Origin of the sequence: Paraburkholderia sp. J41 (assembly GCF_905220235.1) — a bacterium.
In the GTDB taxonomy this organism is placed as follows: domain Bacteria; phylum Pseudomonadota; class Gammaproteobacteria; order Burkholderiales; family Burkholderiaceae; genus Paraburkholderia.
The window spans coordinates 30,157-44,310 of sequence record NZ_CAJMZE010000034.1; the positions used below are offsets into that span (position 1 = coordinate 30,157).

Annotated in this window: 13 protein-coding genes; 4 read left to right on the plus strand and 9 right to left on the minus strand. The window is 66.2% G+C overall.

Translation table 11 applies throughout. From position 1 onward, the window contains the following. Positions 1-86: 86 nt before the first annotated feature. The 8 genes from iolB to U5805_RS26105 all read right to left on the minus strand — a co-directional run bounded on the left by iolB (position 87) and on the right by U5805_RS26105 (position 9,489). Positions 87-914 (minus strand): 5-deoxy-glucuronate isomerase, encoded by an 828-nt coding sequence (gene iolB / locus U5805_RS26070; RefSeq protein WP_322106399.1) that lies wholly within the window; start codon positions 912-914, stop codon positions 87-89. Continuing rightward, positions 911-1,825, minus strand: a complete 915-nt coding sequence (iolE, locus tag U5805_RS26075) for a myo-inosose-2 dehydratase (protein WP_322106400.1) — start codon at positions 1,823-1,825, stop codon at positions 911-913. The genes iolB and iolE overlap by 4 nt, the downstream gene beginning before the upstream one ends. Further along, a complete protein-coding gene (gene iolD / locus U5805_RS26080; RefSeq protein ID WP_322106401.1) occupies positions 1,822-3,840 on the minus strand; it encodes a 3D-(3,5/4)-trihydroxycyclohexane-1,2-dione acylhydrolase (decyclizing) in 2,019 nt (672 codons plus the stop codon). The genes iolE and iolD overlap by 4 nt, the downstream gene beginning before the upstream one ends. Beyond that, positions 3,837-5,840, minus strand: coding sequence for a bifunctional 5-dehydro-2-deoxygluconokinase/5-dehydro-2-deoxyphosphogluconate aldolase (locus U5805_RS26085; RefSeq protein WP_322106402.1), 2,004 nt, complete (start codon positions 5,838-5,840; stop codon positions 3,837-3,839). Before U5805_RS26085 ends, iolD begins: the two co-directional genes overlap by 4 nt. A 46-nt stretch (positions 5,841-5,886) precedes the next feature. Further along, positions 5,887-6,768 (minus strand): ATP-binding cassette domain-containing protein, encoded by an 882-nt coding sequence (locus tag U5805_RS26090; RefSeq protein ID WP_322106403.1) that lies wholly within the window; start codon positions 6,766-6,768, stop codon positions 5,887-5,889. Between the two features lie 24 nt (positions 6,769-6,792). Further along, on the minus strand, positions 6,793-7,968 hold the full coding sequence (locus U5805_RS26095; RefSeq protein WP_322106404.1) for an ABC transporter permease: 1,176 nt from the start codon (positions 7,966-7,968) through the stop codon (positions 6,793-6,795). 192 nt (positions 7,969-8,160) lie between these two features. Further along, positions 8,161-9,222, minus strand: a complete 1,062-nt coding sequence (locus U5805_RS26100) for a sugar ABC transporter substrate-binding protein (RefSeq protein ID WP_322106405.1) — start codon at positions 9,220-9,222, stop codon at positions 8,161-8,163. Between the two features lie 87 nt (positions 9,223-9,309). Further along, the gene (locus U5805_RS26105; RefSeq protein ID WP_322106406.1) at positions 9,310-9,489 is read right to left on the minus strand and encodes a hypothetical protein; all 180 of its coding nucleotides are present in this window, start codon (positions 9,487-9,489) and stop codon (positions 9,310-9,312) included. On the opposite strand from U5805_RS26105, the gene U5805_RS26110 reads away from it, so the two are divergent. From U5805_RS26110 to U5805_RS26125, 4 genes are all read left to right on the plus strand, one after another. Then, positions 9,488-10,372 (plus strand): MurR/RpiR family transcriptional regulator, encoded by an 885-nt coding sequence (locus tag U5805_RS26110; RefSeq protein WP_322106407.1) that lies wholly within the window; start codon positions 9,488-9,490, stop codon positions 10,370-10,372. The genes U5805_RS26105 and U5805_RS26110 overlap by 2 nt on opposite strands. Beyond that, positions 10,365-11,378: an inositol 2-dehydrogenase gene (gene iolG, locus U5805_RS26115; RefSeq protein WP_322106408.1), complete on the plus strand. Its 1,014-nt coding sequence runs from the start codon at positions 10,365-10,367 to the stop codon at positions 11,376-11,378. The genes U5805_RS26110 and iolG overlap by 8 nt, the downstream gene beginning before the upstream one ends. A 262-nt stretch (positions 11,379-11,640) precedes the next feature. Next, entirely contained in the window at positions 11,641-12,699 is a 1,059-nt protein-coding gene (locus U5805_RS26120; RefSeq protein ID WP_322106409.1) for a Gfo/Idh/MocA family oxidoreductase, read from the plus strand. Positions 12,700-12,868: 169 nt separating this feature from the next. Continuing rightward, entirely contained in the window at positions 12,869-13,096 is a 228-nt protein-coding gene (locus U5805_RS26125) for a sulfurtransferase TusA family protein (protein ID WP_322106434.1), read from the plus strand. Between the two features lie 99 nt (positions 13,097-13,195). Here the strand turns inward: U5805_RS26125 and galU are convergent, their stop codons facing one another. Further along, positions 13,196-14,077 carry a UTP--glucose-1-phosphate uridylyltransferase GalU gene (galU, locus tag U5805_RS26130; RefSeq protein WP_322106410.1) on the minus strand — a complete coding sequence of 294 codons (882 nt, stop codon included), beginning with the start codon at positions 14,075-14,077 and terminating at the stop codon, positions 13,196-13,198. Between the last annotated feature and the right edge of the window lie 77 nt (positions 14,078-14,154).

Genomic DNA, 14,154 nt, shown 5'->3' on the forward strand with positions numbered 1-14,154 from the left:
AACGCCGCGCTGGACGAGCGCGGCGTTTTTTTTTCATGCGGCGTGGCGGAGATGCCAGGCGTTACGGACGTGGTGGACCGGCGCCGCTATTTCGCGTCGCGCGCGATGATCCACTCGTGCGCGGGATCGTTGTGGAAGTGCCATTCGCGCTTGGGGCCGGCCATCACGTTCAGATAATACGAGTCGTAACCGTACGGCACGACCACGGGATGATAGCCGCGCGGCACCATCACGACATCGTGATCTTCCACGGCCATCGTTTCGTCGAGATCGCGCGCGTCGGTATAGACGCGCTGGAACGCAAAACCCTGGCGCGGATCGAGCCGGTGATAGTACGTTTCCTCGAGCGCGCTTTCCTGCGGCAAGCGATCGGCGTCGTGCTTGTGCGGCGGGTAGCTCGACGAATGACCCGAAGGCGTGCGCACTTCCACCACGAGCAGCGCTTCGGCCGGCTCGGTTTGCGGCAGGATATCGCAGACGTAACGCGTATTCGCGCCCTTGCCGCGCGTGGAGCGCTTCATTTGCGCGGGCTCGATGAGCCGCACCGGCAGCGTGCCTTTCGCGGGCGCGCTCGCCACGCCCACTTCGGCGTCGCGCGTCGCGCGCACGGTGGCCTTCACGTTCGGCGGCACATAGAGCGCGCAGGGCGCGGCGTCCTCGAACACGCTGTCGCGCGAGCCGAGACTCGACCAGCGCTCGCCGTTCGCCTCGATATCCACGGCGCCCGCCAGCACGACGATACAGCTTTCGCGCTCGCGTTCGTGTACATAGACGATTTCGTTCGCGGCGAGCCGGTACGCGGCAAAACCGACATAACGCCAGCCCGCCGACTCGGGCGTGACGCGCGCGATGGACTGTCCTTCGCGCGCGGCCTTCACGAGCAAGCTCCTGCTCGAATTCGCGTAAGCATTCATGCTGCCTCCCTTGATTCGGAATCCGTAGCATCGGCGAGCGTGCGCAAGGTTCGATAACCCTTTTGCGCATACGCATACGAAGGAGCGATCACCGGGTCCTGCTCGGCTTCCACCACGAGCCAGCCGCGATAACCATGACGCTTGAGCCGCGCGACGATCGCGGGAAAATCCACGCTGCCGTCGCCGGGCACCGTGAACGCGCCCGCGAGGACGGCGTCGAGAAAGCTCCAGTTGCGGTTGCGCGCCAGCTTCACCACGGCGGGGCGCACGTCCTTGCAATGCACGTGGCACACGCGCTCGATGTGCTTGTCGAGTTCGGCAACCGGGTCGCCGCCCGCGAACGTGATGTGCCCGGCGTCGAACAGCAAGCCCACGGCGTCGCTCGTGCGCGCCATCAGCTTGTCGATGTCGGCGGGGGTTTCGACATAGGCGCCCATGTGGTGATGATAGGCGAGCCGCACGCCGCGCGAGAGCGTGTGACGCGCGAACGCATCGAGGCGCGCGGCGTAGTCGTCCCACTGCCGATCGCTGAAAAAGCGCGGCCGTTGATAGAGCGGACGCGGCGCGCCCTGGATCGAATCGGCGACTTCGCCGTACACCATCACCGTGGCGCCGTTTTGCGCGAGCAGATCGAGATGCGGCTCCACGGCGGCGATTTCCTCCTCCACGCCGCGCCGCGCGAGCCTGCCCGAATACCAGCCCGACACGAGCGCAAGCGAGTATTGCGCGAGCAGCGCCTTGAGCGCTTGCGGTTCGCGCGGAAACTTGTTGCCGAGTTCGAAGCCTTCGTAGCCGATCTCGCGGCCTTCGGTGAGCGCCGTGGCAAGCGGTGTTTCGCCGCCGAGCGACGGCAGGTCGTCGTTCATCCACGAAAGCGGATTGATGCCGATACGTACGTCGAATGCGCTCATGTGCGCTCCTCGTGGCCGGGTTCGTTGTCGTTGCCGGGCGTTGCGGGATGAGTGGCGTCGTGCGTGACGTCGTTCGTGACGTCGTGCGTGGCGTGGCCGCCGCGCGCCGCGAGCTGCGCGTCGTAGCGTTCGCGCGCCTCGCGCACGCCGGCTCGCGGCGACACTTCGGGCACCGCCACTTCCCACCACCAGCCGCCTTCCTCGGTCGTGCGCGCGGGATCGGTGTCGATGCTGACGAGATAGGTGCGCGATGCGGCGCGCGCGCGTTGCAGCGCCGCTTCGAGTTGCGCGATGTCGGCGACGTGCTCGGCTTGCGCGCCCAGCGCGCGCGCATGCGCGGCGAAGTCGATGCGCGGCGCGCCGAGCGGGCCTTGCGCGCAATCGTCGAAAAGATTGTTGAAAGGCGCGCCGCCGCAAGCCTGCTGTAACCGGTTGATGCAGCCATAACCGCGGTTGTCGAGCACCACGATGATGAGCTTCGCGCCCAGCATCACGGAAGTCGCGATCTCGCTGTTCATCATCAGATAGCTGCCGTCGCCGATCATCACGATTACTTCGCGTTCGGGCCGCGCGAGCTTGGCGCCAAGGCCGCCCGCGATTTCGTAGCCCATGCACGAGTAGCCGTATTCGACGTGATAGGCGCCCGGCCGTCCCGCGCGCCAGAGCTTGTGCAATTCGGCGGGCAGCGTGCCGGCCGCGCAAACCACGATATCTTCGGTGTCCGAACGATTCGACGAACGTTGCACGGCGCCGATCACGTCGGCGTCGTAGGGCAGGGACGGCGCGGCTTCCTCGCGGGTTGCCGTGAGCCGATCGACGTCCGCGCGCCATGCGCCGGCGAGGTTTTGCGCGCGCGCGGTCCAGTCGGCATGCGCGCGCCAGCCGGCGAGTGCGCCGTGCAGCGCGTCCAGCGCGAGGCGCGCGTCGGCCTGCACGGCGAGGCCGTTGTGCTTGAGCGCGTCGAAGCCGTTGGCGTTCACGCCGATCACCTGCGCCTGCGTGAACATCGAGTTCGAGCCGGTGGTGAAGTCCTGCAAACGCGTGCCGACGGCGAGAATGCAGTCGGCGTCGCGGGCGAGCGCGTTCGCGGCGGGCGAGCCGGTCACGCCGATCGCGCCCACGTTGAGCGGGTCGTCCCACGCGAGCGAGCTTTTGCCGGCCTGCGTTTCCGCGACGGGAATGCCGCGCGCCGTGGCGAACGCCGCCAGCGCCTGCGCCGCGCGCGCATAGAGCACGCCGCCGCCCGCGACGATCAGCGGCCGCTGCGCGCGCTGCAATCGCGCCAGCGCGGCGTCGATCTCCGCGGCGAGAGGCGCGGGCGCATGGAAGGTCACGAGGCGCGGTGCGAAGAAACTCGCGGGATAATCCCACGCCGCCGCCTGCACGTCTTGCGGCAGCGCGAGCGTGACCGGGCCGCAGAGCGCGGCGTCGGTAAGCACGCGCAGCGCGCGCGGCAGCGCGGTGAGCAATTGCGCCGGATGCACGATGCGGTCGAAGTAACGCGAGACGGGCTTGAGCGCATCGTTCACGGACGCGCCGCCGTCGTGCGCATCTTCGAGCTGCTGAAGCACCGGGTCGGGCTCGCGAGAAACGAAAATATCGCCGGGCAGCAACAGCACGGGCAGACGGTTCACATGCGCGAGCGCGGCCGCCGTGACGAGATTCGTCGCGCCGGGGCCGATCGACGTGGTCACCGCCATCATGCGCCGGCGGAAATGCGCCTTCGCATAGGCGATCGCGCTGTGCGCCATGGCTTGTTCGTTATGCGCGCGCAGCGTGGGCAATTCGTGCCGATGCTGATAAAGCGCCTCGCCGATGCCCGCGACGTTGCCGTGGCCGAAGATCGCGAATACGCCGCCGAATAGCGGCTCGGTGCGGCTCGAACCGTCGTCGCTCGCCACGCGCTGCGCGGCGAGAAAACGCACGAGCGCCTGCGCGGCGGTGAGCCGAATCGTGTGCGCGGGCGCGGTGTCGTGCTGCGCCGCGCCGGCGATTGAAGCGATGCGTTGATTCATGCCGCTTTCTCCTCGTGCTTTTCGCCCGTGCCGTCGTCTGCGCCCTCGCGCGCCGCGCGCCATGCGGAAATCAGTGTTTCGAAGGCGCGGCGCGTGCGCGCGATGGCTTCGTCGTCGCCGATTTCGCCCGCGAGCCAGGCACGGCTCGGCTCGTAGAAGATCGAGCGGCCCACGGTGAAGCCGCGGCACGTTCGCGAAGCGGCGGCGGCGCGAAAGCCGTCGACCAGTTGCTCGATGGGCGCGGCGAGCCCGAGCAGCACCACGCCGCGGCAATACGGATCGCGCTCGGCAATGAGCGCGTCGACGGCTTGCCACTGCGCGGCGTCCATCGGTTCGAGCTTCCACCACTCGGGATAAATGCCGATGTTGTAGAGCCGCTTGAGCGCGCGATACACCGTGTCGGGCGCATTGGGCGCGCCGTCGCGCTTTGGCGGAATCACTTCGAGCAGCAGTTCGTGGCCGCTCGCCTGGGTGGCGTCGTAGAGCGCGCGCAATTGCGCTTCCTGTTCGAGACGCTGCTCGACAGGCTCGTCGGGATGAAACTGCACGAGGCACTTCGCCGTATGCTCGATCGGCCACGAGGCGAGCGTGGTGCCGATCGAGCGGCCGTGATCGAACACGAGCGGCACGGAGCCAGGCAGCTCCACCGGGCGGCCAATCCACCAGCCGCGCCCGCTCGCGGCGTTGAGCGCATCCTGGCCGTAACGGTCGTCGATCAGGACTCCGATACATCCCTGCAAGCCGAGCGAGCGTTCGGTTTGCGCGACGGCTTCGACGAACAACTGCTTGAGCGGGGCGATGCGGGCTTCGTCGGCGCCCGCTTGCTGCGCGAGTTCGAACAGCGGATTGCGATGATCGAACGCGAAGCCGAGCACTTCGTCGCGCGGCGTGCGCGGCGGCGTGACGCGATGCAGGCGCGCGAGCACGGCGTCGCGGTCGGGGCGGCGCATGCGTGCGGGATCGGCGGCCGCTTCGCGCAGGAAGTAGTCGAGTTCGGCGGGCGTGGGCATCGCGGGCGCGCAGCCGTGGCGCGACACCACGAGCGCGCCGCACGCGTTGGCCGCGCGCGCGCAGTCTTCGAGCGGCGCGTCGCGCAGCCAGCCCGAGAGAAAGCCGGCCGCGAACGCGTCTCCCGCGCCCAGCACGTTGAGCACTTCGACTCCCACGCCGCGTTGCATCGGCAATGCATCGAGCGAGGCGGGCACCGCGCCTTCGATGATCTGGCAGCCGAGCGGCCCGCGCTTGACGAGCAGCGTCGCGTTCGTCACTTCGCGCACGCGGCGCAGCGCATCGACGAGCGTGGGCTTGCCGCCCGCGATGCGAAACTCTTCCTCGGTGCCGATCACGAGATCGAACATCGGCAGGATGCGTTGCAAATGCGCGCTCACGCCCTCGCTCGCCACGAAGCGCGTTTCGCCGTCGGCCTTGCCCGTGAGTCCCCAGAGCACCGGGCGATAGTCGATGTCGAGCACGGTACGCACCGCGTTGCGGCGCGCATGATCGAGCGCCACGAGGCTCGTGCGGTTCACGTGCTCGGTCGAAAAATGCGTGCCCGTGATGAGAAGCGCCTTCGACGAAGCGATGAAGGCTTCGTCGAAATCCTGCGCGTCCACGGCCATGTCGGCGCAATGGTCGCGATAGAAGACGAGCGGAAACGTGTCGCGGTCCTTGATGCCCAGCAGCACGAGCGCCGTCAAGCGCTCGTGATCCACGCGAACGTGGCTCGTGTCGCAGCCTTCTTGCGCCAGCGTTTTCACGAGAAAGCGGCCCATGTGGTCGTCGCCGACGCGCGTGAGCATGGCGGCTTGCAAACCGAGCCGCGAGCAGCCGAACGCGATGTTGGCCGACGAGCCGCCCAGGTATTTCGCGAAAGTGGAGACATCTTCGAGCCGCGCGCCCACCTGCTGCGCGTAGAGGTCGACGCCGAGCCGCCCGAGGCAGATGATGTCGCGGCTGCGTCCTGCGGCAAACCGGCTTGCGGGGTTTTTCGGTGCTGCCATGTGCGCTCCTCGTGAATTCGGTTCCGTCATGATCGCGACCCGGGACTCAGACGGTCGCGCCGTCGAGTTCGGCGATCATCTTCTGCATTTCGGCGCCGCCCGCCATCATGTCGAGCACTTCGTTCTTGCTGATCGTTTCTTTCGTGTAGGTGCCGAGTGAGCGGCCGCGGTTGAGCAGCGTGAACGAATCGCCGATCGGGTAGGCGTGATGCACGTTGTGCGTGATGAAGATCACGGAGATGCCTTTCGCGCGCGCCGCGTGAATCAGCCGGAGGACGTTGAAGCTTTGCTTCACGCCGAGCGCGGCCGTGGGTTCGTCGAGAATCAGCACGCGCGCGCCGAAGTGAATCGCGCGCGCGATCGCGAGACACTGGCGCTCGCCGCCCGACATCGTGCCGATCGCCTGATGCGGGTCGCGCACGTGAATGCCCATTTCGGAGAGCTTGGCCTTTGCAATGGCGGCGCTCGCATCGAGATCCATCACGTTGAGGAAACCGAACAATTTCTTCTGCGGCTCGCGGCCCATGAAGAAGTTGCGCGCGACCGAGAGCAGCGGCACGAGCGCGAGATCCTGATACACGGTGGCAATGCCGAGATCGAGCGCGTCTTTCGGCGACTCGAACCGCACCGGCTTGCCGTCGACGAAATACTGGCCCGTGGTGGGCGCATGCACGCCCGCCAGCGTCTTGATGAGCGTGGATTTGCCCGCGCCGTTGTCGCCCAGCAGGCAATGCACTTCGCCGCGTTTGAGGCGCAGCGTGACGCCGTTGAGCGCGATGACCTTGCCGAAGTACTTGCTGACGTTTTCGAGCGCGAGGATCGTTTCGGCTTGTGTTTCGGCTTGTGTTTCGCCGCGTGTGTTGTTAGAGGTTTCGCCGTGTTCGAGACCGGCTTCGACACGGGCTGGATGATTCGTGGTACCTGACATTTCGGACTCCCGATGTAATCCGCGTTACGACTGCGCGACGCGACGGCGCACGTAGTGATTGAACAGCACCGCGATCAGCAGCATCATGCCGAGAAACACGCGGAACCAGTCCGAGTCGATGTTGGTGTAGGTGATGCCGATCTGCACCACGCCGAAGATCAGCGCGCCGAACGCGGCGCCGATCACCGAGCCGTAGCCGCCCGTGAGCAGCGTGCCGCCGATCACGGCCGCGATGATCGCTTCGAATTCTTTTTGCAGGCCGCGGTCGGCGGCGGCCGAACCGATGTCGCACACTTGCAGCACCGCGAACAGGCACGAGCAGAACGCCGTCAGCATGAAGAGTGCGATCTTCACGCGCTTGACCGGCACGCCCACGTTCTTCGCGGCGTTGGCGTCGCCGCCCACGGCCAGAATCCAGTTGCCGTAGCGCGTTTTCGCGAGCACGAACGCGCCGATCGCCACGAGCACGAACCACCAGAGGATCACCTTCGGCACGCCCGGCACGAGCGGCTGGCCGTTGTCGAGCATCTTGCCGATGCCGAGATGCGCGAGCGCGATGAAGAGGCCCTTGAACGCCGTGCCGTGAAAGAGCAGGTTGGTCACGTAGTCGGCTTTGGCGACGTCGCCCACGCCCGAAACGATGGTGCGGTCGGCGAACAGGATCGAAAGCGCGAGCGTGAGGCCGCGCAGGATGAACAGGAACGCCAGCGTGACGATGAACGAGGGCAGGCGCGTGCGCATCACGAGATAGCCGTTGAGCGCGCCCAGCGCGATGCATCCCGCGAACGCGAACAGGATCGACAGCGAGATCGGCCAGTGGAAATACATGGTGGGAATGGCCACCATCATGCCCGCGAAGCCGATCATCGAGCCGATCGACAGGTCGAACTCGCCCGCGATCATCAAGAGGCAGGCGCCGACGCTCAGGATGCCTAAGTAGGCGGCGACCTGCGACCAGTTCATCACGCCGTCGAGGTCGAACATGCCCGAGCCGCCCGCGCCGATCGCGAACACGGCGAACACGAGCACGGTGCCGGAAATCGCGGCGAATTCGGGGCGGCCGAGCAAATGGCCGAACCGCGATTCGCGGCGCACGCGCTCGTCGCCGGACGCGCTGGCGGGAGCCGCGGGCGTCGCGCCCGTCTGCGCCGCGCCTTCGTCCTGTGCGCGCGATCCAAAATGTTTGCCGGCTACACCCATGACACTTTCTCCGTGACCGGCGCGCGCGCGGCGCCTCGCCACGCGAGGCAGGGCACGAGCGAACCGGTGAATGACGCGCGGCGAAGCTGGCGAACAGCGATGGGGCATCGAGCGATGCGAGCCTTCGCCGCGCGGGTCTGACGATTGACGAGGTGCGCGCCCAGCGGCGCGCTTCATGCGATCGGCGCTTGTCTAGCGGTACTGGCCGGCGTATTTCACGACCTTGTCGAGGTTGTCCTTCGTGATGAACCCGGGGCCCGAGCGAATGTTCTTCGGCCCATACGACGGTTGCAGGCCGTAGGTATCGAGGCGCTGCTTGAACTTCGGATTCGCTTCGAGAATCTGGCGGATTTTCGCGGGATCGGTGGTGTGCTCCTTCTTCGCGATAGCCAGCACGGCCACGGGAATGTAGCCCTGCAAATACGGCTGCTGGTCGATCGCGAACTGGATCGTGCCCGCGCGAATCGCCTTGGCGATGTCGTCGGAGAAGTCGAAGGTGCAGAAGTAGATCTTGCCCGCGAGGCCCATCTGTTGCACGGCCTTGAGCGTGGCCGCCGCCGGCACCGGGCCGAGCGTGAGAATCGCGCCCGTGTTCGGGTGATTGCGCAAATACGCGCTCACCTTCGACTGGATTTCCGTCGGGTCCTGGCCCGAGTCGATCGTGGACGACTTGTAGTTCACGCCGATCGCATCGGCAAAACCGCGGCAACGGTCGAACGACACCGTGTTCGTCGCGATGTGGTTCACGCACAGGAACGACTTCACGCCTGCGGCCTTGGCCTTTTCGCCGGCCGCGTGGCCCGCCACGTATTCGGGCTGGCCTACGTGCATGATCGCGCCGAGCTGCGCGCTCTGCTCCTCGGTGCCGGAATTGATCGTCACGAGCGGAATCTTCTTCTCCGTCACCTTGGCGATGGAGCTTTTCAGCACGTCGAAGTCGGCGATGGTGGTGATGACGCCGTCGTAGTTGCGCGCGGCGGCCTGCTCGATCAGGCGCGCCATGTCGGCGATGTCGCCGTTGGGCGGATTGCGGTAGTCGGTCTCGACGTTGAAGTCTTCGTCGGCCTGTTTGATGGCGTTCTTGATCGTGTTCCACCACGAGTCCGAATCGGGAGCGTGGCTGATCAGCACGAAATGCGCGTCGGCGGCGCGCGCCGGCTGTGCCGCGAGCCCGCCGATCGTGCCCAGTCCCGCCGTCAGCGCGAGCGCCGCGGCCAGCCTTCGGAGCAGGGTCTTGCCCTTGCGTTGCGTCATTGTCTCCACCTTTCTCGGTCTGTCGTTCGTTCTTGGGATGAGCGTCGAAGCCGTGGGCAGTCGTGACATCTGCGCTTGCCATCGCGCTCACGAACAAGAGTAGGACAACGGCGTGCCGCGTGCAATGAAAATTTCATGACGAATAAAAATGGAAAATCTGTTCCATTCATGAGCGGCGCTGCCTATAATCGGCTCGGTCGGCTTGCTTCGAAACGCAGGCGCGGCAAGGGTTTGCGGCAGCGCGGCAGTCGGGAGAACAGCAGCCATGGCGGACGAAACGAGCGAAGCCCTCGCGGGCGTGGACGAATTGATGCAGCGCGTCGCGCTGGATTACGAGGCGTTGCCGCGCCAGTTGAAGAGTGTCGCGAGCTATATCGAGCAGCATCGCGCGAGCGTGATGATGGATCGCACGAGCGACATTGCCGCGAGTTGCGGCGTGCATCCGTCGGCGGTCGTGCGGTTTGCGCAGCGCTTCGGTTTTTCGGGGTTCTCCGACCTGCAAGCGGTGTTTCGTCAGGCATACGGCGCGCAAGGCGCGTCGGCCACGAGCTATCAGCAGCGCATTCGCCAGTTGATCGACGCGAAGGACGCGAGCCTCGACATGGGCGGCGCGGTGGCGCGCGAATTCATCGGCGCGTGCCGCAGCGGGCTCGACGAACTCGAAGCGGGCCTCGACGGCGCGCAGTTCGACGCCGCCGTGCAAATGCTGGAAGCGGCCGACAACATCTACGTGATCGGCGTGCGGCGCTCGTTTCCGGTGGCGAGCTACATCGTCTACGCGCTCCAGCACACGCGCAAGCGCGTGCATCTCGTGTCCGGCTTCGGCGGCATGTATCACGAGCAGATCCGCAGCGTGAGAAAGGGCGACGTGGTGATCGCCATCAGCTTCGCGCCCTACGGCAAGGAAACGCAGTATTGCCTGCGCGTCGCCCAGGAGCATCACGCGAAAACCCTCGTCATCACCGACAGCCAGCTTTCGCCGCTCGCGCGCCACGCGAGCGCGCAGCTTTACGTGAAAGAGGGCAGCGCATTCGCGTTCCGCTCGCTCACGAGCACCTTTTGCCTGTGCCAGGCGCTCTTTATCGCGCTCGCGTACCGGCTCGAACTCAACGTGGAAGAATCGACCGACACCGGAGGATACGATGACTGAAGCAGCGGGCAAGACGATCGACGTAGCGGTATTCGGCGCGGGCCGCATCGGGCGCATTCACGCGGCGAACCTCGCGCGCCAGCCGGGCGTGCGGCTCAAATACGTGGTCGACGTGAACCGCGAGGCGGCGGCCGCGCTTGCGGCGCAGCACGGCGCGCAAGTGGCCGATATCGACGGCGCGCTCGGCGACGCGGCGGTGGGCGCGAGCGTGATCTGCTCCAGCACCGATACGCACTCCGAACTGATTTTGAAATCGAGCGCCGCGGGCAAGGCGGTTTTCTGCGAAAAGCCCGTCGATCTCACCCTCGAGCGCGCGCGCGCCTGCGCCGAAGCGGTCGAGCGCGCGGGCGTGGTTTGCATGATCGGCTTTCAGCGCCGCTACGACCCGACCTTTTCGGCGCTCAAGGCGCGGCTCGAAGCGGGCGAGATCGGCACGCCCGAAATGCTGATCGTCACGAGCCGCGACCCGGGCGCGCCGCCGGTGGAGTACATCAAGCATTCGGGCGGCATCTTCAAGGACATGCTGATCCACGACTTCGACATCTTCCGCTGGATTCTCGATGACGAGGCGCACACCGTGCATGCCACCGGCAGTTGTCTTTCCGATCCCGCCATTGCCGACGCGGGCGATATCGACTCGACCGCCGTGACGATCCGCACGAAGCGCGGCCGACTTTGCCAGATCAACACGGCGCGGCGCGCGGCCTATGGCTACGACCAGCGCTTCGAGATTCTCGGCAGCGCAGGCATGCTGCAAGCGGGCAACGTGAAGCCGACCGAAGTGGTCGCGTGGTCGAAAACCGCGGTGGCGCAGGACGTGCCCGAAGCGTTTTTCCTCGAACGCTACCGCGCCGCTTACGCGCGCGAGATGGCGCATTTCCACGAGGCGGTGACGCAGGGCGTGCGCGTGCGCACCACGGTCGCCGACGGGTTGAAGGCGCTCGAACTCGCGGAAGCGGCGGCGCAGTCGTGGCGCGAGGGGCGCGTGGTGACGCTGGGCGCGTGAGCCCCGGACGGTTTCTTCGGCGTTTAAGGGCGCGATGAAACCGGCGACGAAGCCCGGCGACGAAACCCGGCGACGAAGCCCGGCGATGAAACCGGCGATGAAACCCGGCGACGAAACCCGGCGACGAAACCCGGCGACGAAGCCCGGCGATGAAACCGGCGATGAAACCCGGCGACGAAACCCGGCGACGAAACCGGCGACGAAACCGGCGACGAAACCGGCGATGACGCTTCACGACGCGGCGAAACGAGGAGACGAAAACATGCAGACGATTGATCGCGCGCGGCCGTTGCGCGTGGGCGTGGCGGGACTCGGGCGGCTCGGGCGGCGTCATGCGCTCAATCTTGCGTATCGCGTGCCGGGTGCGACGCTCGCGGCCGCGTGCAGCCCGCTCGACGCGGACCTCGCGTGGGCGCGCGAGGCGCTGCCGCAGACGCGTCGATATGCCGGTTACGCCGAACTGCTCGCCGACGCGTCGCTCGACGCCGTGTGGCTCGTCACGCCTTCCTCGTTGCACGCGCAACAGATTCTCGAAGCGCTCGAAGCGGGCAAGCACGTGTTCTGCGAGAAGCCGCTCTCGCTCGACGTGGTGGAATGCGAGCGCGTCGTGAGCGTGGCGCGCCGCCATGCGGATCGTCAGGTGACGATCGGCTTCATGCGCCGCTTCGACCCGAGTTATCAGGACGCCTACGCGAAAGTGCGGGCGGGCGCGATCGGCAAGCCGTTTCTCGTGCGCTCGCAAACCTGCGATCTCAACGATCCGGACGGCTTTTTCGTGCGTTTCGCGCCCACCTCGGGCGGCATTTTTCTCGATTGCAGCGTACACGACATCGACGTCGCGCGCTGGCTGCTCGGCAAGCCGCGCGCAACGCGCGTGTTTGCGGCCGGCGCGATCGCGCTTCACGAAGGCTTGCGCGAATTCGGCGACGTGGACAACGGCGCGGCGATCTGCGAATTCGAAGGCGGGCGGCTCGCGATGTTCTACGCGTCGCGCACGATGGCGCACGGCAACGACACGTCGAGCGAGGTGATCGGCACCGCGGGCGCGCTCGCGATCGGGCGCGTGCCGCGCGCGAATCGCGTGGAGATTTACGACGCGGCGGGCGTGCGCAGCGAATGCACGCCCACTTTCTTCGACCGCTTCGAGGAGGCGTTTCTGATCGAGGCGCAGGCATTCGTCGCGGCGGTGCGCGCGCGCGAAGCGAACGGCGGCGCGGCCGGCGAAGGGCAGGGCGCGACGCTCGAAGACGCGCTGGAGGCCACGCGCATCGGGCAGGCGCTGCGGGCGTCGTTGCTGGCGGGCGCGGCGGTGTCGCTGTGAGCGGCACCCTGTGACGCAATGCGCCGCGCGGCGGGCGCGGCGTGGTGGGCGTTGGCCTGCGCCGGGCAGATTGGCGCGGCTGCGGTAAAATCGCCGTTATCGCCCGCGCTGCGTTGCCCCGAGCATCGCGCGTCATGGCGGCTCACCGAAGGATCCAACCCCGATGCAAATTCAGGTTCACAAGGAAGTGGATGCGCGCGGGCTGAACTGCCCGCTGCCGATCCTGCGCGCCAAGAAGGCGCTCGCCGACATGGAAAGCGGCCAGATTCTCAAGGTGCTCGCGACCGATCCCGGCTCGCAGCGCGATTTCGCCGCGTTCGCGAAGCAGACCGGCAACGAGATCGTCGAAAGCACGCACGAGGACAAAACGTTCGTGTTTCTGATGCGGCGGCGCTGATCGCCCCGAAAATGAAAAAGGTCCGCGTGATTCACGCGGGCCTTTTTGTTCGGCGGGGTAGTGCAGGTTAGCGCAGGTTATCGCCGCGAACGCGGCAACTCAGCCTTCGAGCACCGGATTGCGCGTGCGCAGATATTCGTCGAAATCGGCGCCCACTTCCGGGTGGCGCAGCGCGAATTCCACGGTCGCCTTCAAATAGCCGAGCTTGCTGCCGCAGTCGAAACGCGTGCCGTGATACTTGTACGCGAGCACCTGTTCGTCGGCGAGCAGCGACTGGATCGCGTCCGTGAGCTGGAGTTCGCCGCCCGCGCCCGGCTTGAGCGCACGCAGATGGTCGAAAATGCGCGGCTTGAGCACGTAGCGGCCCACCACGCCGAGGTTCGACGGCGCGACTTCGGGCGCCGGCTTTTCGACGATGCCCGAAAGCTTGACGATCGAATCTTCCCATTCCTTGCCGTCGACAATGCCGTACGAGCGCGTTTCCGAGGGCGGGATTTCTTCCACGCCCAGCACCGAGCTGTGATAGTGGTCGAACACTTCCACCATCTGCTGCATGACGGGCGGCGTGCCGTACAGCAGGTCGTCGGCGAGAATCACGGCGAACGGGTTGTCGCCCACGAGCTTTTCGGCGCACAGCACGGCGTGGCCGAGACCGAGCGCTTCCGGCTGGCGCACGTAAAAGCAGTCCACGTTATTCGGCTTGATGCTGCGCACGAGTTCGAGCAGCTTTTCCTTGCCGCGCGCTTCCAGTTCGGCTTCGATCTCGTACGACTTGTCGAAATGGTCCTCGATTGCGCGCTTGCTGCGCCCGGTCACGAAGATCATTTCGGTGATGCCCGCTGCCACGGCTTCCTCGACGGCATACTGAATCAGCGGTTTGTCGACGACCGGCAGCATTTCCTTCGGGCTCGCTTTCGTAGCCGGAAGGAAGCGCGTGCCGAGACCCGCCACCGGAAATACCGCTTTTGTCACTTTTAGCATGTCTTTAGTCCCTGTCCTGGTGCTTGCATGACGCCGTTTTCGCGGCGCCACACGCTACAGCCTCGTTTGCCAGATTG

Coding starts and splice junctions, on each gene's coding strand:
- U5805_RS26120 (WP_322106409.1), top strand. CDS start 11,641: ATGCAGACGATTGATCGCGCGCGGCCGTTGCGCGTGGGCGTGGCGGGA.
- U5805_RS26100 (WP_322106405.1), bottom strand. CDS start 9,222: ATGACGCAACGCAAGGGCAAGACCCTGCTCCGAAGGCTGGCCGCGGCG.
- U5805_RS26105 (WP_322106406.1), bottom strand. CDS start 9,489: ATGGCTGCTGTTCTCCCGACTGCCGCGCTGCCGCAAACCCTTGCCGCG.
- galU (WP_322106410.1), bottom strand. CDS start 14,077: ATGCTAAAAGTGACAAAAGCGGTATTTCCGGTGGCGGGTCTCGGCACG.
- U5805_RS26085 (WP_322106402.1), bottom strand. CDS start 5,840: ATGGCAGCACCGAAAAACCCCGCAAGCCGGTTTGCCGCAGGACGCAGC.
- U5805_RS26110 (WP_322106407.1), top strand. CDS start 9,488: ATGGCGGACGAAACGAGCGAAGCCCTCGCGGGCGTGGACGAATTGATG.
- iolE (WP_322106400.1), bottom strand. CDS start 1,825: ATGAGCGCATTCGACGTACGTATCGGCATCAATCCGCTTTCGTGGATG.
- U5805_RS26095 (WP_322106404.1), bottom strand. CDS start 7,968: ATGGGTGTAGCCGGCAAACATTTTGGATCGCGCGCACAGGACGAAGGC.
- iolD (WP_322106401.1), bottom strand. CDS start 3,840: ATGAATCAACGCATCGCTTCAATCGCCGGCGCGGCGCAGCACGACACC.
- iolG (WP_322106408.1), top strand. CDS start 10,365: ATGACTGAAGCAGCGGGCAAGACGATCGACGTAGCGGTATTCGGCGCG.
- U5805_RS26090 (WP_322106403.1), bottom strand. CDS start 6,768: ATGTCAGGTACCACGAATCATCCAGCCCGTGTCGAAGCCGGTCTCGAA.
- iolB (WP_322106399.1), bottom strand. CDS start 914: ATGAATGCTTACGCGAATTCGAGCAGGAGCTTGCTCGTGAAGGCCGCG.